Below are 24756 nucleotides of genomic sequence, written 5' to 3' on the forward strand. Positions count from 1 at the left end.
AACAATTAAAGGCGAATCGTCCGCCTTCACCATCTATTTCTTTAGTTCAACATGGGTATTGGTCTACTACCGTCATACAAATAGGAATACGTATAGAAACGATCAGGAATTTTTTTGTTTTTCGTATGAAGCTTCAACGCGCTGAAGGCAACTTTCATCATCTCTTCAGCGGACTGGACGACCGTCGCGTCCATCGATTTCATGTCAACAGCTTCTAATATAGCACGATTCCCATCAATTCCGACAACTATTTTTCCGGAAATGTTCGCTTTTTTCAATGCTTCGAGTACCCCCATCGCAATATCATCATTGTGACAGTAGACGGCATCAAACGCGATTCCTGACTCAATCAGCTGTTGCATGACACGCTCCGATGTGACGGGATCGTAGTTTCCGCTAGCTGAATTTATGATGGAAAGACCCGGTTCGTTCTCGATTCCTTTTAAAAATCCCCGGTGTCGTTCATTTGTCGTGTAGACGTTTGCCGTACCGGCAATCTCGATGATGCGGCCCTTCGCCTGTCCGGTTCGTCTAATCAACTCATTTTTCATATAGGAAGCCAATTGCTCCCCGATTACTTGGTTGTTCGACGTGATGGAACTGACGACGGCATCTGAACGAATCATCCGATCAATCGCAAATACCGGAATCCCTGCTTGTTTAGCCTCTTCAATCGCACTGCCGATATAGACATCGTCTAGTGTCGTAATGAAGATCGCATCCACTTTTAGTTGGATGAATTCTAAGATTTGTTCCCGTTCACTGATTCGTGAATTTTGTGAGGTCGCAACAAGTGCTTCGTATTTGTTCGCCTTGGCTTCTGCTTTAAAAGCATTGATCAGCCGTTGCGCAAATTCATGTTTATCATTGACGACCGTAAAACCGATGACGTCCCGCTTCGGATTGGTTTCCTTTTGGACAAACAGATTCGAAATGATGAGAACGGACGAAATCCAGATGATTAAAACAAATAACCACGATTTATTGAACCTCATGCTTGCTCACCCCGCCTTGGGAAAAACAGCTGAACGGTCGTTCCGACTCCGACTTTACTATCCACTTCGATCCGTCCATTGTGTTGGCGAACGATTTGACTCGACATGAATAACCCTAAACCATTCCCATTGATTTTAGACGTGTTAAATGCTTGCCCAATCAGACTAATCTGCTCCGCATCCATCCCGACTCCATTATCCTGAATGATAAACACAAACTGATCCGGATAAACGTGCAGGTGGACATGGCAGATGCCATCGATGCCTTTTGATTCGACAGCGTCGAGGGCATTTCCGATACAATTCGATAACACCTGCAACAATCCATTTTCAGAGGCATACAGTGACGGCATGTGTGCCGGCGTATAGATTTTACAATCCGCTTCATATGGATGTGATTTTGATTCGAGAATGAATGTCAGCTTTTCCATCAGCTTTTTCATATCAATCTGGATCATTTCTAACGCCGTGCTATCATTTTTTGATAAATCAAGCATCGTCTGGATCAACTGATTGGCACGATCCAGTTCCGATAAGGCAATCTGCATCATATCCGGGTTATTTTGTTTTTCTTCCGACAAGAGCTGAAGTGCCATCTTGACTGGTGTCAACGGATTTCGGATTTCATGGGCAATCCCTGCTGCCAGCTGCCCGAGTGATGCTAACTTTTCTTGATGCAGGATGACTTGTTGTTGACTGAGCTGCTCGAGCCGCGCATGCTCCATCCGTTGTGCATATTCATTATAGGCAGAGACCAACGTCTTGATTTCATTTGAACCAGACCGTTCAAGAGTGATCGGTTGAGGTGTCGTGCTTTTTTCGATTTTTTGAACCAATTCCAGTAACGGTGCCGTCAATTGCCGCGACATCAAATAGCCGACGATCAGACTCAATACTAATGTGAGTGCCGCAATGACCAAATATTGTTGGCGTGTCGTATAGACCGGTTCGTAAAATACACTCCGCGGCGTTCGAACTAGTATTTTCCAGTCCGTCACCTTCAAATCACGCGCGAAATAATACATGTCTTTATTCGTACTAAAGATTTCGTATGGTTTTGTACTCTGAAAGGCACGGTCAACGACACTTTGGCTCAAGACACGTTCTTGATCCGTGACCAGATTTCTTGACGTCGCAAGTGGTTCACCTTGACTATTAAAAAGGTACGCCATCGTGTCATCATCAAACGATTCAAGTGAATTTCGAAAGACGACGGAATTCATCAGACTGAGTCCACCGCCAAACACGCCGACACGTTCGTTCCCATTCCGGACAGGTACATACATATAAGACAAATAGTCACTGTCCAGCTTATACCGTTTACTCATATGAAAATCCGTACTCGTTAAAGCCTGTAAAAAAGCATCATCTCGTCGAACGGACGCTTCCGGAATGCGACGATCTTCGCTTGAGAACCATGTAATCTTGTCGGTTTTCCGGTCATAATAAAAGAAACTCTTAAAGCCGGTATCGATATCAAGCAAGTTCGTGTCACGGATCGCCCGCTCGAGGCTCTTCATATTGGTGACATTCAATTGAAGACCCATGGTTTTTTCGTGTAAATTTCCAATACTATCCCGAAGTGCATTGCTCGAGACTTCAACACTTTTTTCACTCTGCTTTTCTGTCTGCTGTTCCACTCGTGAAATCGTCACACGATCCGCCGTGAAGGCAAGTGCTGAGATGACAAGACAAATAAGAATGAATAATACAGCCGTGATCTGGAAAAAATAGGACCGCATCATCTTTTTCGTCTCCATCTTTCCACCCCCTCCTCCATTCATTACAACTCAAATAGTATATCATGTTATCCGCCCGACGCAGACTCCTCTATTTTCATTCAACTTGAATCAATGGTACACTCTACATAATCACTCTTTCTATACTAAAGGAGAATCTAGACTATGCTTGTAAAAAAAATCAGTCCTCGTGGTTACTGTTATGGTGTTGTTGATGCAATGAAACTTGCCCAACAAGCCGCAATGAATGAAAATTTGCCGCGACCTATTCATATTTTGGGTATGATCGTCCACAATGCCCATGTCACTCGTGAATTCGAACGAATGGGTGTCTTGACCGTAGATGGTCCCGATCGCCTAGAAGCGCTCGAAACGATTCAAGAAGGTACGGTCATCTTTACGGCGCACGGCATTTCACCAGCGGTCTATACACGGGCTGCCGAAAAGAAATTGACAGTCGTCGATGCGACCTGTCCTGATGTCACCCGGACCCATGATTTGATCCGGACCGTCGTTGCAGACGATTACGAAGTCATCTATGTCGGCAAACATGGTCACCCGGAACCTGAAGGCGCAGTTGGTGTAGCACCAGAACACGTTCACCTCATCGAAAAAGTGGAGGATATCGAAGCCTTACCAGCTCATCTGGCGACGAAAAAAATCATTGTCACGAATCAGACGACGATGAGTCAATGGGACGTCCAAGCGTTGATGGGACATGTTCGCGAAAAATATCCACATGTCGAAGTCCATAATGAAATTTGTAATGCGACGCAAGTACGTCAAGAAGCTGTCGCTGAGCAGGCCGGTGAATGTGATTTAGTCATCGTCGTCGGAGATCCACGTTCGAATAACTCCAATCGTTTGGCTCAAGTGTCGTTTGACATCGCCGAGACTCCGGCTCACCGGATTGGCGATTTAACAGAACTTGATCTATCGTGGCTCGAAGGTGTACATCAAGTTGGTGTGACGTCAGGTGCTTCAACACCTACGCCGATCACAAAAAAAGTCATCGACTTCTTACAGCAGTATGACCCTGCTGATATCAGCACACATGACAAAACACCGTTCCTTGAGCTGCGCCGGATCTTACCGAAAGTCAAAATTCTTTAATCTCAAACAAAAACGATTCCCAAACCGTCTCAGGCGGTGGGAATCGTTTTTTCATAGGAATTGAAATGGATTCGTATTGGTCACGGACACAAACAGTTCGACACCTTTGATGTTCTGTTTGTCGAACCGTTCCGTCAAGAGATCAACCACTCCTTGTTTCATGACCGATTCGACGTGATGTCCCGGATCGACGACAGCAAGGCCAAGTGCCATCGCATCGTGAGCGACATGGAAATACAAATCACCTGTCACTAACACATCGGCCCCCGCAAAAGCAGCCGTTGACACATACTTATTCCCATCCCCCCCTAATACGGCAATCTTACGGACCATTCGGTTTTCATCTCCAACAAAACGTAAGTTCTCAACAGCGAAGGCTGTCCGTACGTGTTCGGCAAATGCTTTCAGTGGAATCGCTTCTTCTAGATATCCGATCCGTCCCAGACCGAGTGAGGGTGCTGCTATCTCTTGACGGAGCAGATCATACGCCACCTCTTCATACGGATGGGCTTTTTTCATCGCACGGATGACTTGTTTCTGATTCAATTCCGTTACGATCGTTTCGATTCGGACTTCTGTCACCCGTTCCACCTGCCCCGGCTTACCTCTATACGGATTGGCATCCGCTGTTGGTTTAAACTGACCGATGCCCGTGCTGTGGAACTGACAGTCGCTATATGCGCCGATATGCCCTGCTCCTGCTCTTCCAAGAGCTTCAGCGACCTGTTCAGCTGCTGATTCCGGAACGAAGACAACGAGTTTATAGACGGTATTCTCGAAAGAAGGTGCCAATACGCTTGTATCGGTCAACCCTAAGGCAGTTGCCATCAGATCGTTGACACCTCCTTCCGCAACATCCAGGTTCGTATGCGCTGCATAGACAGCAATATCATGGCGGATACATTTCATGACGATTCGTCCCGCCGCTGATTGATCCGTGACTTTCGCTAATTTGCTGAAAATCGGTGGATGATGCGCGATGATCAAGTCGATGTTTTTTTCAATCGCTTCATCGACCACAGACTCTAAGACATCGAGTGTCACGAGCACACGTTTGACTTCTTTGTTCAGTGTTCCGATTTGTAATCCGATTGGATCTCCTTCAAAAGCGAATTTCTTCGGTGCAAACGATTCGAATTGTTCGATAATCTGTTGTCCGTTCGCCATTACCCCGTCACCTCGTCCATTTTTTGAATCAGCCGCTCGATCGTCTCGATTTTTCCCTGCAATACTTCGGAATCATTTCCACGACGCATCTGTTCTAGAATATACTGCCGTTTTTGTTTTTCCGTTTGCCATTTCTCCACAAAAGCAGGCGCCTTTTCCCGTGTGAGTTGAGGACCAAAAAACAGTTCCCATTCCCGTCGTTCAAGATTATCGGCGTATAAGGACTCTTCGCCTTTTTGGGCGACAAGAATTTCGTAGATCTTTTCATTTTCTTTGACGATCGCTTCGGATAACAAGGCATATCCATTCGCTAAAAGCCACTTTCTGACATCAACGGCATCAACATTCGGTTGGAGAATCAGACGTTCCTCTCCTGATAGATGTGTTTTTCCTTCTTCAAGAATCGTCGCAATCAATGTCCCGCCCATTCCAGCAATCGTAATGGCCGTCGCTTCGCCTGGTCTTAAAACTGTGAGACCACTTCCAAGTCGGACCTCGATTTTTTCTTCTAGCTGGACAAGCGCCACTTGTGCTTGCGCTGCTTCCATCGGTCCAAGATTGACCTCACCCGCGATTGCCCGTTCGACTAGGTTTTGTTGGATGCAGTAGCATGGTACAAAGGCATGATCCGAACCGATGTCTGCTAAGACCGCCCCTTGTGGAATATAGGACACTACTTTTTGTAAGCGTTGGTCGAGTATGACGTTCGTTTGCATTTCTTTCATCCTTCCTCTGTTCAATCTCTTTTAAAAATAGCCGAATTGATGAAAAAAAGAAATAGTCACCTGATGTAGCAGGACAACAAAAAACATCTATCTCGGAGAAGAGACAGATGTTGATCGACTTATTTCTTTTCAGCAAGCCATTTCGCTAAAACAGTGGCTTCTTCATCATTCGCAAGACCACCAGGCATTTGCCCTTTACCGTTGATTGCGATTTCTTTAATTTCTTCTTCTTTCAGCTTCGCGCCGATCTTAGTTAAGTTCGGACCTGCTCCACCTTCAAGATTTCCACCGTGGCATCCTGTACATCCTTTTGATGCAAACAGATCTTCCGGCTTCATTTCAGCTGTTGATGGACCTTTTTCAGCTTGTTTTACCTGATCGACCCCAAAGTATGACAATGAAATCATGGCGATGATGGCGATGATCGCAATCGCTGCGAACGGTACTAACGGATTACGCATTTGGATTCCCCCCCATATTCTATACCCAACCAAGTTGGTGACTGAATGGTATTCCCCGTTACTATTCTACTGTAAAAAAAACAGAGAAGGAAGAAAAAAACAAAACTTTTTCTCCCTTCTCACTAAAATTTCATATTTTCTTCACACTTTAAAATTAATCGAGGAAATCCTTGAGACGTTTCGAACGACTTGGATGACGCAATTTACGTAATGCTTTTGCCTCGATTTGACGAATTCGTTCACGGGTGACACCAAACACTTTCCCAACTTCTTCAAGTGTACGTGTCCGACCGTCATCCAGACCAAAGCGCAGACGTAAGACATTTTCTTCCCGATCCGTTAATGTATCGAGTACATCTTCCAACTGTTCTTTTAACAACTCATACGCTGCTGCGTCCTGAGGTGCTGTCGCATCTTGGTCTTCGATGAAGTCTCCGAGATGTGAGTCGTCTTCTTCCCCGATTGGCGTTTCGAGCGAAACCGGCTCTTGAGCAATCTTGAGAATTTCCCGAACTTTCTCCGGCGTAATTTCCATCTCTTTTGAGATTTCTTCCGGTGTCGGTTCACGTCCAAGATCTTGGAGCAACTGACGTTGGACACGAATCAATTTATTGATGGTTTCAACCATATGAACCGGGATCCGGATCGTCCGTGCTTGGTCAGCGATCGCACGTGTGATGGCCTGACGAATCCACCACGTGGCATACGTCGAGAATTTATATCCTTTAGTATAATCAAACTTTTCAACCGCTTTGATCAATCCCATGTTTCCTTCTTGAATCAAATCAAGGAACAACATGCCGCGACCGACATAACGTTTTGCGATCGATACAACAAGACGCAGGTTGGCCTCAGCTAGACGCTTTTTGGCTTCTTCATCATTTTGTTCGATCCGTTTTGCGAGTTCGACCTCATCTTCTGCATTCAAAAGATCCACTCGACCGATTTCTTTCAGGTACATCCGGACCGGATCATTGATTTTGACACCTGGCGGAACAGATAGATCGTTTAAGTCGGCTTCTTCCTTGTCGTCCCCTGTTCCATCGTTGTTGACCTTGATGCCTTCGGTTTCGAGCAATTGAAGGAACTCTTCGAATTGTTGTGCATCCATCGATTCAAACGAACTGAGTTTATCCTCGATTTTTTGATGCGATAGTTCACCATTCTTGTGTCCGAGCGCGATTAGTTCATCCTTCGCGAGACGGAGTATTTCTGCTTCTGATCTTGCTTTTTCTGCCATCGAACCATACACTCCTTCCACATCATGCAACAGGTCACCGATCTTTCAAACGCCGTTTCCGTTCGATGATCGCCTGCATTAGTTCCGCTTGAGCACGGATATCTGTTTGTTGACTTAACTGCGACTTTTCCTCGTCCAGCATCCGTCGTTGTCGTTCGTTTTGAACGGCACGAATATAATGACTCAGTAAATCCGGATCATATTCCGGCATTAACATAAACTCTAGATCGGCTACGATTCGCTGAAGCGAAGCATCGTGAAGCATCGTCAGAAACCGGTCGGGATCCGCTGGGGTATTTGCTCCGTAAAATTCATATAGTTTTCCTGCGATCAATTGATGGGCCGGATCGTTAAATGCCACACCAAGCTGATCACGTACCTCAAGGCCAACTTCCTCTGAACGAATCATATACGCAAGCAAAAATCGTTCTGCTCGTTTCCAGTTCGAGAAGGTGCGGTCTTGAGGGGAAGAGGTAACTACTTGTGTCTCTTGCCGTCGTTCTTGTTTTGGTTTAATGTGTTGCGTCTGCAACGGTTTAACTTGTGACAGCAATGATTCTTTCGACAAGTGGAACTCTTCCGCTAGTTTCCCTAAATAGATGTCGCGTAACAATGGATTGGCCGTCCGACCAATCTCCTCAAGCATAGTTTCAATATAACGGACCCGTTCTCCTTCTAATCGGAGGTTTTTTCCTTGCCGAAAATAAAAAGATTTAAATTCAAGGCTTGAAATCCGCTCCTGTTCGATTAAACGAAGAAAGGACTCTTCCGACTGTGTCCCAATAAAAGAATCGGGATCTTCCTCATCCGGAAGACGAATGACAGAACAATCGACCGCAATGTCTTCTAGCAGGCGTAACGCTTTTAAGGTTGCGGCACGCCCGGCTTTGTCTCCGTCATAACAAACAATGACTTCATCGACGATTCGCCCCAGATTTTGAGCATGGATCGGTGTCAAGGCCGTCCCTAAAGAGGCTACCGTATAGGGTATACCCGCTTGAGCGACACGTACAACATCTAAATTCCCTTCCACTAGCACTACTTGCTTACTTTTACGCATCGCACCACGTGCTTGTGCAAAACCAAATAACAATTCACTTTTATTAAAGAGTGGGGTTTCCGCTGTGTTGACATACTTCGGGTCTCTTCCGTCAATGGAGCGTCCACTGAATCCAACAATCGTGCCATCACGATCTGAAATTGGAAATACCACCCTACCATTGAACCGATCGCGATAATCGCCATCTCTACCTACAGAAATCAGCCCAGCTTCTACCATTTCATCCAGATCAAAATTTCTTCTTGCCAACGAGTCGACTGTGAATCGTTCTTGATCAGGTGCATACCCTAACTTGAATTCCCGCATGGCAGGTTCTTGAATCCCCCGTTTTTCCAGGTATTCTCGCCCGACATCACCGGCAGCCGTCTGTAACATGACTTCATGATACAAATCCGCTACGATTCGGTGAGCTTCCCGCATCCGGTATTTCTTTTCTTGATCTGGTGTCGATTCCGTTTGATCAGATCGTTCAAACTCTGGTAATTTGATATCCGTTCGATCTGCGAGCTTCGTGACGGCTTCTGGGAAACTCATCCCTTCCGTTTCCATGACGAACGTAATCGCATTGCCCCCTGCTCCGCAACCAAAACAATAATACATGCCTTTATCCGGAGAAACAGAAAAAGAAGGGGACTTTTCAGAATGAAATGGACATAACCCTGAATAACGATTCCCTTGTTTTTTTAATTCTACACGTTCTGATATCAATTCAACGATATCCGTTGCTTGTCGGACTTGGTCAACCAATTCGTCAGGAAGCCGTTTCAATCGGTCACCTCTCCTTTCGAACGTTTATATACATATACCCGCAATGAAACGGAACGAATACTCGTTCCGTTTCATTAGAAAAGTTACATCATCTCATTTAAGCAGCTAGATTAGTATACTACGTGAATCATCACTTTACTAGTCATGTGATTTGCCGGAAATCCCGGTCAAGATTAAATTGGCTGTTTCCTCGACTGCTTTATTCGTCACGTCGATGACCTGACACCCAATCCGGTCGTACAATTTTTTAGCATAGTCGAGTTCTCGATTAATCCGGTCGATTTGCGCGTAAGCGGCTTCCGGCTTCAAGCCAAGTGAGCGTAACCGTTCCATCCGAATATCAATCAGCTTTTCAGGAGAAATCAATAATCCAAAACATTTTTCTTTTGGAATATCAAACAGTTCCTCTGGCGGAATCGATTCCGGGACGAGCGGCACATTAGCAACCTTATATCGTTTTAATGCTAAATACTGAGAAAGTGGTGTTTTCGATGTGCGCGACACACCGATCAACACGATGTCCGCTCGTTTGATTCCCCGCGGGTCGCGTCCATCATCGTATTTCACGGCGAATTCGACCGCTTCGATTTTCCGGAAATATTCTTCATCTAGCCGGTAAATCAAACCCGGCTCTTCCTTCGGCTGCATGCCGAGGCGTTCTTCCATCGTATCGAGCAAAGGACCTAACAAATCGATTGCTTTGACGTCATGAGCATGCGCCGTCTCCGCAAGCAGACGCCGGTGCGTCGCTTGAACGATCGTATAAACGATCGTCGCCTGCTCTTCTTTCGCATGTAACACAAGATCATAAATGACTTGATCGTCATCGACGAAGGGAATCCGGACGGTTTCGATCGCCTGTTCCGGAAACTGAATCGCGGCTGCCCGCACCACGAGTTCACACGTCTCACCAACCGAGTCACTGACTACATAAATGCGTTGTCTCATCTGCGAACCTCCTCTTAAAGTTCTTCATCTCGTGCTAATGCGACTAATACTTTTGTCATATTCGTTTTCGTCATGCGTCCGACAACTTTTAAGATCCCGTCCACTTGTTCGACGACCGGCATCGAATCAATCTGTTTTTCGATCAATTTCATTCCGGCACCGATCAACGTCTCTGATTTTTCACAAACGGTCAAGTTCGGCATCCGGGTCATGATGATGTTGACCGGTAACGAGTCAAGCTCCTGATTCCCGATCGCAGCACGTAAAAAGTCCTTTCGGGACAAGACGCCTACTAGGGCATGATCTTTTCCGACGACGAACAACGAGCCGACGTCTTCGAGAAACAAGTGAACAATCGCATCATACACCGTCATCCCTTCATGAATGACTTTCGCAGAAGACATGAATTCGCCTACCGTCAACGTATCCAGTTTTTCGTGTAACATCGACGCATTTTTTTTACCGACATACATATAGCCGACGCGCGGACGTGCCTCTAGCATCCCTGTCATCGTCAAAATCGATAAATCCGGACGTAAGGTCGCCCGGGTCAAGGAGAGTTCAGACGCAATCTGCTCTCCTGTGATCGGACCATTTTCTTTGACGATTTGGAGTATTTTTTTCTGCCGTTCATTTAACTTCATCGGCTCATCCGTCCTTTATTCACACTAAAGTGAGTGCATTGAATCGTGCGACTTTTTCGATTGCCGTCGCAAATCGTTTCATCTCGCTAAGGCGATTTGTCCGAACCGCTTCATCATCTGCCATGATCATCGTCCCGTCAAAATAGGCAGTGATCGTCGGCACGCTAGCTTCGAGTACTTGAATCGCCCGTTCATAGTCAGAGACTTCGACGGCTGCTTCAATTTCTGGAATCAGCTGTTCGATCTGTTCATGCAACGCACGTTCCGCTTCATTTTCAAAAAGTGTCGGATCGACAGTGACCACGGTCTCCGCTTTTTTCGAAATGTTCAAGACACGGCTGAGCTGTTCGACCGTTTTCTTAAACGTCGGACGTTGCGTCGCCTGTTCGAGCATCGCTGCTCGTTTTTCATTTGCTTCGACCGTCAACTGGGGTTCAAGTGCCGCTTCAATCACATCATGACGATGACCTTTTTCCGACAGACGGAATTTCAGGCGCTGATTGAAGAAGTCTTCCATCGCTGCTTTTACTTGTTCTGCATCGGCTTGATAAAGCCCTGCTTTTAGTTGTGCCGCGACAACGAATTCAATCAGTTCCGACAACGTCATGTCAATCTGACGGTCTGAAAGAATCTGAACGATCCCCTGCGCTTGGCGTCGTAACGCATAAGGGTCAGCAGAACCACTTGGAATCATACCAACACCAAAGAAACCGGCGACGCTATCCATCTTATCCAAAACAGCTAATACTGTTCCCGTTGCCGTGCTTGGACTTTCATCCCCAGCAAACCGTGGTAAGTAATGTTCACGAATCGATGCTGCAACTTCTGCATCTTCGCCTTTCATGTTGGCATAACGTTCGCCCATCATCCCTTGGAGTTCTGTAAACTCGTAGACCATTTGACTGACGAGATCAAACTTATAGATTGTTCCGGCGCGTTCCACTTTAGCCTGTTCTGCTCCGAAACGATCGGCAAGTTGTAAGGCCATCTCACGAACACGGCGGACTTTTTCGCCTGTCGTTCCGAGTTTTTCATGGAAGACGATTTTATCCAACCGTGCTGCCTGCGCATCGATATCCGCTTTTTTATCTTCTTCATAGAAGAACTGGGCATCCGCAAGACGTGCCCGGATGACCTTTTCGTTACCACGTGCGACGTTCTCCAGATGATTTGCATTTCCGTTACGGACCGTGACGAAATAGTGTAATAATGTTCCGTCTTTCTTCACTGGGAAATACCGTTGATGTTCTTTCATCGTCGTGATGAGCACTTCTTCCGGTAGTTCGAGATAGGCTTCATCAAACGCACCAAACAGAGCAGTCGGATATTCGACCAAATTCGTCACTTCTTCGAGAAGGGTTGGGTCGATTGGCACGTCAAAACCTTCCTGTTCGCTCAATGTTTGAATTTGTTTTTCAATCATCTGACGACGCTTGTCATAACTGACGATGACATGTTCTGCTGCGAGCGCCTCGACATACGCGTTTGGACGTAAGATCGTGATGTCTTGACCAAGGAAACGATGTCCGCGTGACGTCCGTCCCGTCTCGACAGTGGCCACTTCAAACGGTATGACTTGCTCGTCAAGCAAGGCAATCATCCAACGAATCGGACGCATGTAACGTAAGGACTGGGTACTCCAACGCATGTTTTTCGGGAAGGACATCGCTTCGACGATCTGTTTTAATCCCGGCATCAATGTCGCTGTTTCCTGCCCTACTTCTTTGCGTGTCGCAAAGATGTATTCGACACCTTTTTCTTCTTTGAGGAACAGGTCTTCCGTCGTCAATCCTTTTCCACGTGCAAACCCTTGTGCCGCTTTGGTCCAGTTACCTTCTTCGTCCTGAGCAATCCGCTTAGCAGGACCTTTCAACGTTTCTTCTAAGTCCGTTTGACGCTCCGACATACCCGTGACGAGGACCGCAAGACGGCGTGGTGTCGAAAACGATTCAATCGTCTCGAACGTAATCCGCGCTTCTTTCAAGAACGTCTTAATCCGGTCCTTTAATTGTGTTTCCGACTGCAGGACAAAACGAGCCGGCATTTCTTCAAGACCGATTTCAAGTAATAATTCATGCATGCGATTCACCTGCTTTCGATTTAATCAATGGGAATCCCAACCGTTCCCGTTCTTCGATGAAGCTTTGTGCACAACGGCGTGACATGTTTCTTACACGATGAATGAACCCTGTCCGTTCCGTGACGGAAATCGCACCTTTGGCATCCAATAGATTAAAGGCATGTGAACACTTCAAGATATAGTCATAGGCTGGGAACACCAGATTTTCATCAAGCGCTCGGTTTGCTTCTTTTTCGTATTGATCAAACAATGTAAACAACAAGTCGACATCCGATGTCTCAAACGTATATTTTGAATGCTCGAATTCCGGCTGATAGAAGATATCGCCATATTTGAATCCGTCCGTCCACACTAAATCAAACACACTTTCGACGTCCTGGATATAGGACGCGAGACGTTCGATTCCGTACGTGATTTCAACAGCAATCGGACTGCATTCGATCCCACCGACTTGTTGGAAATAGGTGAACTGCGTGATTTCCATTCCGTTTAACCAAACTTCCCATCCGAGACCCGCTGCACCAAACGTCGGATTCTCCCAGTTATCCTCAACAAAACGAATATCGTGTTCAAGCGGATTGATCCCAAGCAGTTCAAGACTTTGTAAGTACAATTCCTGAATGTTATCCGGTGACGGTTTCATGATGACTTGGAACTGATGGTGTTGATACAAACGATTCGGATTTTCTCCGTAACGTCCATCCGCCGGTCGTCGTGATGGTTCTGTGTAACAGACGTTCCATGGTTCTGGTCCGAGACTCCGTAAAAATGTCATCGGATTCATCGTCCCGGCACCTTTTTCCACATCATATGCCTGCATCGTCAAGCAGCCTTGTTCAGCCCAAAACTTTTGCAGTGTTAAGATCATTTCCTGTACTGTCATCTTCAAGACTTCCACCTCCAAATTTATGCGGGAACGCAAAAACGTCCCTATGTACAACAAGGTTGTACATAGGGACGAGACAAGCCCGCGGTTCCACCCTACTTGCATGACAAGCATGCCACTCTTTGATCAGGAACACTCAAAAATGCCGTTCACACCTAATTCATTTTCGGCTCACACTATCCCGAAATCGCTTGACTGAACGTCAGGTGTTACTCCTTTTTCTCATCGTGTTCGTTTAGTTAGTTCTTCCGCACTTATTCTACCGAACGATCGACCAGTCTGTCAATCGTCTCCGAGATTGAGTAATTGATCCAGAACCCGTTTCGAACGAAGACGAAGACCACTGTACCGTTCCATATAAGCATCCATGATTTGCCGTAACAAACGTTTTGTTTCCGGCTTCACTTCAACCTTACCGATCCGGGAAAAATCATAGACGGAAAATACATAGAGCATCTTAGCGACCGATTCCGTCAAATAGACAGCATGCTCATCTTCGTGCCGATGCCGCCTGCACAATAAGCCACCGTGGTTCAGTGAAAACGCGAATGGCGCTTCGGCACTGCCGCAAATCGTACAGCCGTTTAGATGTGGCGCAATTCCTAGATGCCGAAGTAATCGAAGTTCGATGATAAACGAGACGACGTCCGGATCAAGTCCTTCGTTCATCGCCTCTAGACCATCAACGAACAAGTCATACAGTGCCGGTTGCGGTACCCGTTCATCCAGTGCCTTATCCGCCAGTTCCAGGACATACATCGCATAGGCCATCAAAAAAACATCTTGGCGGATGTTCGAATATCCGGTAATGACATCGGCTGACTTCAATTGACCGAGACCACGTGAACGTGGATACACGTAAACCGCCCGAATGAACGGTTGACTCGCAGCGTTAAAACGGCTGCCTGGTTTTTTCGCACCACGGGCCATGACGGCGAGCTTGCCATATTCACGTGTTAACAGCGTAATGATTTTGTTTGATTCACCATACACGACCGTGCGTAATACAAGCCCTTCCGCCTTATCAATCATCGCTTAATACTCGTCGTCCCGGAAACCGAGTTCACGCAATTGTCCGGCTTTGTTCCGCCAGTCTTTTTGCACCTTCACCCAAAGGTTGAGGTAAACTTTTGTCCCGAGTAACATCTCGATATCCGTCCGGGCTTCTGACCCGATTTCTTTTAACAAGGCACCACGTTTACCGATGATGATTCCTTTTTGTGAATCACGCTCAATCAAAATCGTCGCATGGATGTCGACCATGTTGCCGTCTTCCCGTGTCTTGATCTGATCAATCGCCACAGCAATCGAGTGCGGGACTTCGTCACGCGTCTTTTGCAAGACTTTCTCACGAATCATCTCCGAGATGATAAACCGTTCCGGGTGATCGGTAATTTGATCTGCCGGGTAATACATTGGTCCTTCTGGAAGGATTTTCGCGATCTCTTGTAAAAGAGGTTCGACGTTGTTACCTTGGAGCGCCGAAATTGGGACGACTGCCGCAAAATCCAATTCGTTTTGATACGATTCGATGATTGGCGGGATGTCGTTTGGATGAATCAAGTCAACTTTATTCATGACGAGGATGATTGGTGTATCGAGATCTTTTAGCTTCTCGATAATGAACTCATCCCCTTTTCCTTTAGGTTCCGTCACATTAATCATGAAGAGAATCGCATCGACTTCACGCAACGCATTGGTTGCGACCTTCATCATGAAATCACCGAGTTTGTGTTTTGGTTTATGGATCCCTGGTGTATCAATGAAAATCGTCTGCAAGTCGTCTGTCGTGTAGACACCTTGAATCTTATTCCGTGTCGTCTGTGGTTTATCCGACATGATGGCGATTTTTTGACCAATCACACGGTTCAAGAATGTTGATTTCCCGACGTTCGGACGACCGATGATCGAGACGAATCCTGATTTAAATCCTTCTTTAAACATGAAGATCTCCCTTCGTGAATGCACCTGGTAGGAGGGCACCAACCGTCGTTTCCGTGACATCACCCGTCAGGTTCGTCAAGTAGACAGGCATATCGGCATCACACATCTCAAATAAGACTTGGCGACACTGTCCACATGGTGCAACAGGTCCTTCTGTATCTGCCACGACAGCCATCGCTGCGTATTCACGTGCATCTTGTGCCCATGCAGAGAAGATAGCCGTCCGTTCAGCACAGTTGCAAAGACCGTATGCTGCATTTTCGATGTTACAACCGTGGAATACTTGTCCGTCTTTCGTAAGCAAGGCAGCGCCGACTTGGAATTTTGAATAAGGAACATATGCTTTTTCGCGTGCGAGTTTCGCTTGTTCGAGTAATTGTTCTGTTTTCATGTCATTTTTCCCCTTTTAGCAACTTTGTTGGCCAAAAAAGGCCGGATTCTTATTGTACCAAATATGGAACGAAGATGCATAGTGCAATCGCAATTGATGTAAGCGCCAACACAAGAACGGCACCACTCGCGATGTCTTTCGCCGCTTTGGCTAACGGATGCCACTCTTGTGTCACGAGATCGACGGTTCGCTCGAATGCCGTGTTAAACATCTCCGCACTGAGCACGACCCCCACCGTTAAACACAAGATGGCCCGTTCCGTCGAAGTCAGTGGTAAGTAAAAGGCAACGAGTAAAACAATCAGACCAATCAGGAAGTGGACTTTCATATGCCGTTCTTCCTTGACAGCTTGGCGTATCCCGTTCATCGCATGAACAAACGGTAACCACCACGTCTTCACAATTTTCCTCGATACAACTCGAAGTGATGCAGGATTTCCTCCTGACGCTTTGTCATGATGTCTTCATCTGCTTTTTCAATGTGATCATACCCGAGCAGATGCAAAAAACCATGCACGGCTAAAAATCCAAGTTCCCGTTCAAAATGATTACCGTATTCCGCGGCCTGCTCCCGGCATCGTTCGACCGAGATGATTAAATCCCCGAGGACAACCGGTTCGTCTTCAAGCAGTTGAAAATCGATTTCATCCTCTCCGAGTTCATCCATCGCAAACGAGATGACGTCTGTCGCTTGGTCTTTCCCACGCCACTCCCGGTTAATCTGCTGAATTTCATCATTTGTCACAAATGTGACCGACAATTCACTGTTTTGTTCCACCTCTTCTTCCGTTGCCGTATAGACTAAAATCGACTCGACCAACTTCATCTGATCTTCCGTCAACAATGTACCTTCATCTGTTGTATAAATGTTCATGTCAGTTCCTCTTTCTTTAATTCAGGATATTCAATTCGTTCATGGAAAAGTCCAGATAATGTGTGGCACGCACTCTCACCGACGCGATAAATATCACGTGTCGTCATGTCACATTCTGAAAATTGATCATCGAGTAACTTTTCACGAATGATTTTTTTGACCAATTCTTGAATTCCTGTTTCAGTCGGTGCTTTCATGGAACGAACCGCCGCTTCGATCGAATCGACAATCATGATGACAGCCGCTTCTCTCGATTGTGGCTTTGGACCAGTATACCGGAAATCGGCTTCGTCGACCTCCCCTTGTTCCGTCGCCTTGACGTAAAAATAACGTAATAACGAGGTCCCGTGATGTTCCCGGCAAATATCGACGATGACACTCGGTAATTTTGCTTCTTCCAACAGTTCAACTCCATCGTCCGTATGCGCCAGGATGACGCGTGCCGACTCTTCCGGCTTCAGACGATCGTGCGGATTAAGACCATGTTGATTTTCAATGAAGTAGAGTGGACGACGGGTTTTGCCTAAATCATGATAGTAAGCTCCAACACGCGCCAATAATCCATCGGCCCCAATCGCTTCGCAAGCTGTCTCAGCCAGGTTCGCGACCATCATACTGTGATGGTAGGTTCCGGGTGCCTCGACCAATAATTTTTTCAGTAACGGATGCGTCGGATTTAGTAGTTCAAGAAGACGGGTGGGCGCCAAGATACCAAACGTCATCTCAAGGAACGGCAATAATCCGATGGCTAAGATTGCGCTTAAGACGCCACTTGCAATCGCAAACCCTATCAAAATCGATGTTTCTTTTAGTTCCAGTTGCCCACTACGCATTAAGACAAACGCGAGGAACACAGCGATATTGGCCGCAGAAATCGTCAAACTGCTGATGAAAATCCGTCGGCGCGACAAGCTGGACCGCAGAAAATACGTCGCAACCAATCCCCCGACCAATAAATAAATCGCAATGTTAAAGCTGAAGTTCTGATTCACACTATAGAAAAAGGTCCCCGCTAGCGCCATGAACAGTGTACTCGATAAGGCAATTCGTTCGTTCAGCAAATTACGTAGGACAAGTGCTGAAAAAGCTGTTGGTGTCAGTAGATAGAGAGCTGGATTGATGTCATCCGCTAAAAACGCCATCCCGTATGTGACGATGAGTTGGAGAATGACGACTAGATAGACGAGACTAAATAGTTTCACCTTACCCATCTTCGCATAACGGAGATTCGAACGACCGATGAATCCGAATAATAATATAGTCATCAGTGCGCTTAAAATCAATGTCCCAAGCAGCGGCTTAAAGGATTGACGATCAGAAATCAATCCAACGAGTTGCAGTTGCCGGTACGCATCCTGAGAAATGACTTCTCCACGTTTGACGATGACTTCACCTTCAGAGATCAGTACGGGTTCGACTTTTTCGTTCGTCTGCTTACGTAGTTGTTCTGTTTTTTCCGGATCATAGACGTAGTTCGTCACGATCAATTGATCGGTCAACGTTTTTCCAACTGCCTTCATCGAAAATGACAACGGCGACCGTTCAATGTCAAGTCGTGCATTTTCACGGGCTTCTGAGACTTCACCACCGTCAGAAGAAATCCGTTGCCGCATCGCTTCTTCAATCGCCGTAATGACGACGTCACGGACCGTGCTTCGGACCGAGTTCGATGACGTTGCAAGCAAACGTAACTCATCATCCTGTAGCAAGTCAGCAGCTTCCGTCCCTCGGAGACGCTGTTTGATTCGTCCGATATCTTCTGCCTGCTTGATACCTTTAAGACCCGCAAACAGCTGTTCGATTTTATCAATCTGCTGTGTTGCGTATTCTTGTTTAATCGTATATTGACTGTCGATTGCTGCGACGGTATTTTCTTTGAGTAACCGTGTTGCTTCACGGTCTTCAATCGTCAGCGGTGACCGGATATCTTCTTCCGCAATCGAAAATGGTTCTGCCGATAACGCTTCCGGTCGGACACTGACATACATCATCGTTGAGATGATGATATAAAACCCAAGCGTCAACAGACCAATCCATATACCTACTTTCCGCATTCGTTCGTCTCCTTTCCACCCTAAGACTCACCTATTGCGTGTTAGCCGAGTTCTTGACTATACGCATCAATGATTTTTCGAACAAGTGGATGTCGGACGACATCAGCCGAGCTGAAGTGTTCAAAGTGAATGCCCCGGACATTTCCGAGTAAGTTTAAGGCTTCTTGTAAACCGGATGCCTTCCCGCGCGGTAAATCGACTTGTGTCAAATCGCCTGTGACGATCATCTTCGAATGGAATCCGAGACGTGTCAGAAACATCTTCATTTGTTCTCGTGTCGTATTTTGTGCTTCGTCTAAAATAACAAAGGCGTGCTCGAGGGTCCGTCCCCGCATATAGGCGAGCGGCGCGATTTCAATCACACCACGTTCCAGCAAACGGGCGGTATGCTCGACTCCGAGAACATCATGTAACGCATCATAGAGCGGACGCAAATACGGATCGACCTTTTCTTTTAAGTCACCTGGTAAAAACCCTAAATTCTCACCTGCTTCTACCGCTGGTCGTGTTAGCACCAGTCGTTTGACGTACCCTTCCTTCAAGGCACGTGCCGCCATGACGACGGCAAGATACGTTTTCCCGGTCCCGGCTGGTCCGATCCCAAACGTCAGGTCACATTTTTCGATCCCCCGGACATAACGGGCCTGCCCAAGTGTTTTGGCACGCAGCGGTTTTCCTTTATGATTCGTATGAATGACCGTATCGTACAATTCCAGTAATTCATCCACACGATCTTGTCGAGCGAGTTGAATCGCACTGGTTGCATCACGTTCCGTCAAGACAGCACCTCGATCAACAAGCTGTTTTAAGACACTGACCACCTGTTTAGCTAAAATAACAGACCGTTCTTCTTCTGACTGCGCCAGTAATTCATCTCCCCGGGGTGTCAGTTGCACATCCAGTTCCGCTTCCATCGTTTTTAGTACGGCATCGTTCGGTCCTACGAATGCTTGAATCTGTTCTGAATTCGAAAATGCAAATGGGATTCTTTCATTAAATATCACGTTATGATTGGCCTCCTAATGATGGATAACAGTATGTCATCTCTATAAGTCTATTCTAGTCCACTTTAGCATTTCCAAAGAATAGATGGAAAGAAAAACCCATCCCCAACACGTTGTTTCCTAGTTTTACCGCATCTTGATTCCCAGCGGTTCATCGTGACCACTAACAGACGGCTCCTTGAAGCAAAAAAGTGACCCTCGTAAAAAAACGAGGATCACTTTTTTCAACGAGGCGGCGTTTTCGAGGAACGTTTCGAAACCGGCGGTCCAAGGACTTCGCTCCAAATGATGGCTTGGCGAATTTCTTCCTGTGTCGTATGCATACCCTTTTGCCGATTACGTCGTGTACCAATCTCATCGCTTGCAATACTCCCCGTGATTTTACCGATGTTCGATTTCGACTGTTGTTTTTGTGCTTTCAGACGATCTCGTTCATCCAATCGTTGTTGCAATTCAGTCCGTTGATGTTTGACCGGTTGTGTTTGTTTTTGTTGTTTCCGCTTGATCGCAGGAGGCAGATCACGTTCCTCCGGTAACCGCGTTTCGACCTGATCGACCATTTTTTTGACATAGTCGCCAAATTCCTTCGAGGGAACTCGTGTTGAAGAACTCGTTTTTTTCTGATCAGCTGCCTTGGAGATGACAGAGATGACACCAAAGGCGATCATCAATCCGACCCAAATTAAACTTTCCATCCTAGATCACCCTTTATTGTGAGTCATTCGGCGAAGATTGACCACCAATCGCTTGACGCATTTTCGTATCAGCTGTCACGTTCAAGTAGTTGGCATAATCCATCACGCTGAAGTTGCCGTCACGTAATGCTTCTGCAATCGCAAGTGGGACTTCTGCTTCTGCCGCCACGACTTTGGCGCGCATTTCTTCGACACGTGATTTCATTTCTTGTTCGCTTGCAATCGCCATGGCACGACGTTCTTCGGCTTTCGCTTGGGCGATGTTTTTGTCGGCTTCCGCCTGATCCGTCTGAAGAACCGCTCCGATGTTTTTACCGATATCGATGTCCGCGATATCAATCGAGAGGATTTCAAACGCTGTTCCTGAATCCAGACCTTTCGCAAGGACGGTCCGAGAAATCATTTCAGGATTTTCGAGCACTTCTTTTTGATCCTGACACGAACCAATCGTCGAGATGACACCTTCACCAACACGCGCGATGACAGTTTCTTCACCCGCACCACCAACTAAACGGTCGATGTTGGCCCGAACCGTGATCCGCGCTTTTGCTTTTACTTCAATCCCGTTCATCGCAACACCCGCAATGAATGGTGTTTCGATGACTTTTGGGTTAACGGACATCTGTACGGCTTCAAGAACGTTCCGCCCAGCTAAATCGATCGCGGCCGCTCGTTCGAAACTTAGTTCGATGTTCGCCCGGTGTGCCGCAATCAAGGCGTTAACGACACGGTCAACGTTACCACCGGCCAGGTAATGACTTTCCAGTTGGTTTGTATTGAGGTCGATGCCGGCCTTGACGGCTTTGATTAATGGATTCACGATTTTTGATGGTGTGACACGACGCAGTCGCATCCCGACTAACGTGAAGATTGAGACACGGACTCCAGCAGCGAGCGAGCTAATCCAGAGTGGAATGGGGACAAGCGTAAAGAAGATTGCGAGGAAAATAAGTATTCCTCCCGATATGAGTAAAATGGTCAATAGTTCAGGTGTCATGTGAGTGACTCCTCCTTCGTTTTTTGGACTCGAACGATGACTCGTCCGTGGGTGACGTCTTGGACGACGACTTGTTCGCCCGAGTTGATGAAACTACCTTCTGTGACGGCGTCGACACGATTCCCGTCGATTTCAATCGTTCCTGCAGGGCGAAGCTGGGTCAAACTAATCCCGACCTTACCGCGCAGTTGTTCTTTGTCTTGATGAGATAGATATCCTTTTTCCGACGATGTCGAATCCGTCAAAATCAAGCCTCTCCATAAGAGCGATTGGTTTGATTTAATCCGACGATACGCCCAAAACCCAGCAGCGAGTGATAAAAAAACTGCCAATCCTATCGCGAGACCAACTTGACCAACCGTTGCTCCGGCCATGATTAAACTCGCGAGGACAGCACCGATGCCAAGCACACCAAAAATACCGAATCCTGTCACGAATATTTCGATCAGCAACATGATGACACCGATCATGAAGACCGCTAAAATCATCCCTAAGCTAAAAGACATTACTTCGTTCACCCCTTTTTCATCGGAATCAGACGACATACGATGTTTCTTCATTCTGAGCATGGTTCGTTGTTACTATTATTATATACGCTTTCATCTCAAAAAAGGTTTCAGAACTCTTTTAAGTTCCGAAAATTCTAATAACTCAAAAAAAAAAAAAAAAAAGGCGTCCCGCAGGACACCTTTTAAAACCGATTAATGTAATTGTTGTTTAACAAGACGATTAATCAAGGCACCGTCCGCCTTACCTTTAAGTTGCGGCATGACGATCCCCATTACTTTCCCCATATCAGAAGGAGCCGAGGCACCCGTCTTCGCAATCGCTGCATCGATGATTTCCTGGACTTCTTCTTCAGAAAGTTGTTTTGGCATATAAGCTTCGAGCACGATTATCTCTGCTTGAATCTTCTCGACGAGGTCGTGACGATCAGCGCGTTCGAATTCTCGGAGGGAGTCGTTGCGCTGTTTCATCTCACGTGAGAGTATAGTTAGCTCTTCCTCATCAGTTAATTCTTGCTTACCGAGTTTAATCGCTTCATTTTGCAGGGACGACTTCACCATCCGAATCGTCGTGAGACGATCTTTCTCACGCGCGCGCATGGCTTCCTTCATATCCACTGTCAAACGCTCTTGAAGACTCATGAGGATACACCCTCTCTAACGTTAGAACTTCTTACGCTTACGCGCAGCCTCCGATTTAAGCTTACGTTTTACACTTGGCTTTTCGTAGTGTTTACGTTTACGAACTTCAGCAAGCGTACCATCTTTTGAAACACCACGTTTGAAGCGACGAAGTGCGTCTTCAAGTGATTCATTTTTACGTACACGAGTTTCCACTAGTTTTCCCTCCCTCCGATATTACCGACTAAAGGAAACGTGTCAGACACGTCATACAACATTATAGTAGGAATATACAAAATGGTCAATAGTTGATTGACCGGTTTTAATCTATTCCTGAGATGTTCCTTTTTGTTCTTTTCTATCCTCTCACGTCGCCTGATTATTTACAACAGATTCATGATTTTTTGCTGAAAAAAACCGAAATATTTTGTAAGCGCTTCCGTAATATTTATGAAATGTTTTGTCAAAACAGTGAATGATGTGTCAAAATATAAACAGTTATCTGAAAAAGGAGTTGTTCTCATTTATGAAAGAAGCCAAACGAATCATTTGGGGATTGGTTCTCGGGATTGTCCTCGGAATCATTCTCGCGACATTACCGGACAAATCAATCTATGAAGGATTGAATAAGTATGCGCTCCAACCAATCGGGACGATTTTCTTGAACCTGATCAAGATGCTTGTCGTACCGATCGTCTTCTTTTCAATTTCACTTGGTGTCATGGGCCTTGGGAATCCAAGAGAACTTGGCCGTGTCGGCGGAAAGGCAATCGGCTATTTCATGACGACGACGGCTGTTGCGATCGTCATCGCCCTTGGCTTGGCTTTATTAATCAAACCAGGGACGTTCGGGAATTTCGCGACAGACAATTTAAAGTATGATCAAGGAAATCTACCGGATACCAGCCTGATCAATACGATCGTCGGGATGTTCCCGACGAATCCGATTGCTTCGATGGCAGAAGGCAACATGTTACAACTGATCGTCTTCAGCGTTTTCATCGGGTTTGGGATTACATTCCTCGGTAGCAAGGCCTCGACGTTACGTTCGTTCATCGAACAAGGTAACGACTTGATGACGTACTTGATCGGTCTCGTCATGAAGATGGCACCGCTCGGCGCATTTGCTTTGATCGCTTCGGCCGTCGGTGCACAAGGATTTGATTCACTGAAAGCAATGGCACTCTATATGGGAGTCGTTATCTTGGCACTTGTCGTTCATTCCTTGTTGACGTACGGCTCAACTGTCTCGTTGCTCGGAAAGATGAACCCGTTTTTCTTCTTCAAAAAGTTTGCTCCTGTCATGTTGTTTGCCTTCTCAACCTCATCGTCGAACGCGACGTTACCGGTTGCGATGCAAACAGCACAGCGTGAACTGAAGGTTCCGCGTTCTGTGTCCAGTTTCGTCCAACCGCTCGGTGCGACGATCAATATGGATGGAACGGCGATCATGCAAGGGGTCGCAACCGTCTTTATTGCCCAAGTCTATGCAGTTGATTTATCACCTGCGCAACTGGCGACGGTCGTCTTGACTGCCGTACTTGCGTCTGTCGGAACGGCTGGTGTACCGGGTGTTGGTCTCGTCATGTTGACGATGGTCCTGCAATCGGTTAACCTCCCTGTCGAAGGGATCGCCTTGATCATCGGTGTCGATCGTCTGCTTGATATGATGCGGACGGCCGTCAACATTACAGGTGACGCCGCCTGTGCTGTCATCGTTGCGAAATCAGAAAAAGATAACCTAAAAGAAGAAGAGGAAGAAGACGAGCGTTACGCTTAATTTTTCCTTGATTCTAAAAAACGAGCCGCCCCTGTGAGTCATTCACAGGGGCGGCTCGTTTTTTA

At 46.4% G+C, this 24756-nt stretch carries 25 protein-coding genes and 1 pseudogene; 2 read left to right on the forward strand and 24 right to left on the reverse strand.

Annotated features, from left to right (window positions below; genetic code table 11):
• Positions 1–41: 41 nt before the first annotated feature.
• Together KNQ13_RS01315 and KNQ13_RS01320 are read right to left on the reverse strand one after the other, a co-directional pair.
• Complete coding sequence (locus tag KNQ13_RS01315; RefSeq protein WP_014969821.1) at positions 42–995, reverse strand: sugar ABC transporter substrate-binding protein; 954 nt, start codon at positions 993–995, stop codon at positions 42–44.
• On the reverse strand, positions 992–2755 hold the full coding sequence (locus KNQ13_RS01320; protein ID WP_026831032.1) for a sensor histidine kinase: 1764 nt from the start codon (positions 2753–2755) through the stop codon (positions 992–994). The genes KNQ13_RS01315 and KNQ13_RS01320 overlap by 4 nt, the downstream gene beginning before the upstream one ends.
• A gap of 144 nt (positions 2756–2899) precedes the next feature.
• Here KNQ13_RS01320 and KNQ13_RS01325 point away from each other — a divergent pair, with 144 nt between their 5' ends.
• Complete coding sequence (locus KNQ13_RS01325; protein ID WP_026831031.1) at positions 2900–3847, forward strand: 4-hydroxy-3-methylbut-2-enyl diphosphate reductase; 948 nt, start codon at positions 2900–2902, stop codon at positions 3845–3847.
• Positions 3848–3898: 51 nt separating this feature from the next.
• On the opposite strand, the gene KNQ13_RS01330 is transcribed toward KNQ13_RS01325, so the two are convergent.
• The 22 genes and pseudogenes from KNQ13_RS01330 to rpsU all read right to left on the reverse strand — a co-directional run bounded on the left by KNQ13_RS01330 (position 3899) and on the right by rpsU (position 23127).
• Positions 3899–5014, reverse strand: a complete 1116-nt coding sequence (locus KNQ13_RS01330; protein WP_026831030.1) for a Nif3-like dinuclear metal center hexameric protein — start codon at positions 5012–5014, stop codon at positions 3899–3901.
• Complete coding sequence (locus tag KNQ13_RS01335; RefSeq protein WP_014969817.1) at positions 5014–5730, reverse strand: tRNA (adenine(22)-N(1))-methyltransferase; 717 nt, start codon at positions 5728–5730, stop codon at positions 5014–5016. The genes KNQ13_RS01330 and KNQ13_RS01335 overlap by 1 nt, the downstream gene beginning before the upstream one ends.
• A 128-nt stretch (positions 5731–5858) precedes the next feature.
• Positions 5859–6200: a cytochrome c550 gene (cccA, locus tag KNQ13_RS01340; protein ID WP_014969816.1), complete on the reverse strand. Its 342-nt coding sequence runs from the start codon at positions 6198–6200 to the stop codon at positions 5859–5861.
• A 154-nt stretch (positions 6201–6354) separates the two neighbouring features.
• The gene (gene rpoD / locus KNQ13_RS01345) at positions 6355–7440 is read right to left on the reverse strand and encodes an RNA polymerase sigma factor RpoD (protein ID WP_012369736.1); all 1086 of its coding nucleotides are present in this window, start codon (positions 7438–7440) and stop codon (positions 6355–6357) included.
• A gap of 34 nt (positions 7441–7474) precedes the next feature.
• Positions 7475–9268, reverse strand: a complete 1794-nt coding sequence (dnaG, locus tag KNQ13_RS01350; protein ID WP_026831029.1) for a DNA primase — start codon at positions 9266–9268, stop codon at positions 7475–7477.
• Positions 9269–9406: 138 nt separating this feature from the next.
• Complete coding sequence (locus KNQ13_RS01355) at positions 9407–10216, reverse strand: pyruvate, water dikinase regulatory protein (protein ID WP_026831028.1); 810 nt, start codon at positions 10214–10216, stop codon at positions 9407–9409.
• A 14-nt stretch (positions 10217–10230) separates the two neighbouring features.
• Positions 10231–10860, reverse strand: coding sequence for a transcriptional regulator CcpN (gene ccpN / locus KNQ13_RS01360; protein WP_014969814.1), 630 nt, complete (start codon positions 10858–10860; stop codon positions 10231–10233).
• Positions 10861–10879: 19 nt separating this feature from the next.
• Entirely contained in the window at positions 10880–12940 is a 2061-nt protein-coding gene (gene glyS / locus KNQ13_RS01365) for a glycine--tRNA ligase subunit beta (RefSeq protein ID WP_034774540.1), read from the reverse strand.
• The gene (glyQ, locus tag KNQ13_RS01370) at positions 12933–13823 is read right to left on the reverse strand and encodes a glycine--tRNA ligase subunit alpha (protein WP_026831026.1); all 891 of its coding nucleotides are present in this window, start codon (positions 13821–13823) and stop codon (positions 12933–12935) included. Before glyQ ends, glyS begins: the two co-directional genes overlap by 8 nt.
• A gap of 285 nt (positions 13824–14108) precedes the next feature.
• Positions 14109–14858 carry a DNA repair protein RecO gene (gene recO / locus KNQ13_RS01375; protein WP_014969811.1) on the reverse strand — a complete coding sequence of 250 codons (750 nt, stop codon included), beginning with the start codon at positions 14856–14858 and terminating at the stop codon, positions 14109–14111.
• Positions 14859–14861: 3 nt separating this feature from the next.
• Positions 14862–15770 carry a GTPase Era gene (gene era / locus KNQ13_RS01380; protein WP_014969810.1) on the reverse strand — a complete coding sequence of 303 codons (909 nt, stop codon included), beginning with the start codon at positions 15768–15770 and terminating at the stop codon, positions 14862–14864.
• Positions 15763–16161 (reverse strand): cytidine deaminase, encoded by a 399-nt coding sequence (locus KNQ13_RS01385; protein WP_014969809.1) that lies wholly within the window; start codon positions 16159–16161, stop codon positions 15763–15765. Before KNQ13_RS01385 ends, era begins: the two co-directional genes overlap by 8 nt.
• Before the next feature lie 49 nt (positions 16162–16210).
• Entirely contained in the window at positions 16211–16561 is a 351-nt protein-coding gene (locus tag KNQ13_RS01390) for a diacylglycerol kinase family protein (RefSeq protein ID WP_014969808.1), read from the reverse strand.
• Entirely contained in the window at positions 16558–17034 is a 477-nt protein-coding gene (gene ybeY, locus KNQ13_RS01395; RefSeq protein ID WP_014969807.1) for an rRNA maturation RNase YbeY, read from the reverse strand. The genes KNQ13_RS01390 and ybeY overlap by 4 nt, the downstream gene beginning before the upstream one ends.
• Entirely contained in the window at positions 17031–18359 is a 1329-nt protein-coding gene (locus KNQ13_RS16275; RefSeq protein ID WP_371818607.1) for an HD family phosphohydrolase, read from the reverse strand. Before KNQ13_RS16275 ends, ybeY begins: the two co-directional genes overlap by 4 nt.
• A gap of 54 nt (positions 18360–18413) precedes the next feature.
• Positions 18414–19088, reverse strand: a pseudogene (locus tag KNQ13_RS16280) (HD family phosphohydrolase); the annotation flags it as partial.
• Positions 19089–19129: 41 nt separating this feature from the next.
• Positions 19130–20092 carry a PhoH family protein gene (locus KNQ13_RS01405; RefSeq protein ID WP_014969805.1) on the reverse strand — a complete coding sequence of 321 codons (963 nt, stop codon included), beginning with the start codon at positions 20090–20092 and terminating at the stop codon, positions 19130–19132.
• Positions 20093–20316: 224 nt separating this feature from the next.
• Positions 20317–20787: a hypothetical protein gene (locus tag KNQ13_RS01410; RefSeq protein WP_014969804.1), complete on the reverse strand. Its 471-nt coding sequence runs from the start codon at positions 20785–20787 to the stop codon at positions 20317–20319.
• A 13-nt stretch (positions 20788–20800) separates the two neighbouring features.
• Positions 20801–21784, reverse strand: coding sequence for a flotillin-like protein FloA (floA, locus tag KNQ13_RS01415; protein ID WP_014969803.1), 984 nt, complete (start codon positions 21782–21784; stop codon positions 20801–20803).
• The gene (locus tag KNQ13_RS01420; protein WP_034774537.1) at positions 21781–22290 is read right to left on the reverse strand and encodes an NfeD family protein; all 510 of its coding nucleotides are present in this window, start codon (positions 22288–22290) and stop codon (positions 21781–21783) included. The genes floA and KNQ13_RS01420 overlap by 4 nt, the downstream gene beginning before the upstream one ends.
• A gap of 195 nt (positions 22291–22485) precedes the next feature.
• The gene (locus KNQ13_RS01425; protein WP_014969801.1) at positions 22486–22932 is read right to left on the reverse strand and encodes a GatB/YqeY domain-containing protein; all 447 of its coding nucleotides are present in this window, start codon (positions 22930–22932) and stop codon (positions 22486–22488) included.
• Positions 22933–22953: 21 nt separating this feature from the next.
• Positions 22954–23127, reverse strand: a complete 174-nt coding sequence (gene rpsU / locus KNQ13_RS01430) for a 30S ribosomal protein S21 (protein WP_012369719.1) — start codon at positions 23125–23127, stop codon at positions 22954–22956.
• Between the two features lie 310 nt (positions 23128–23437).
• Between rpsU and KNQ13_RS01435 the strand changes: the two genes are divergently transcribed.
• Positions 23438–24691: a dicarboxylate/amino acid:cation symporter gene (locus KNQ13_RS01435; protein WP_026831022.1), complete on the forward strand. Its 1254-nt coding sequence runs from the start codon at positions 23438–23440 to the stop codon at positions 24689–24691.
• Positions 24692–24756 lie beyond the last annotated feature (65 nt).

This window comes from Exiguobacterium sp. s128 (assembly GCF_018618815.1).
GTDB classification, from domain to species: domain Bacteria; phylum Bacillota; class Bacilli; order Exiguobacteriales; family Exiguobacteriaceae; genus Exiguobacterium_A; species Exiguobacterium_A antarcticum.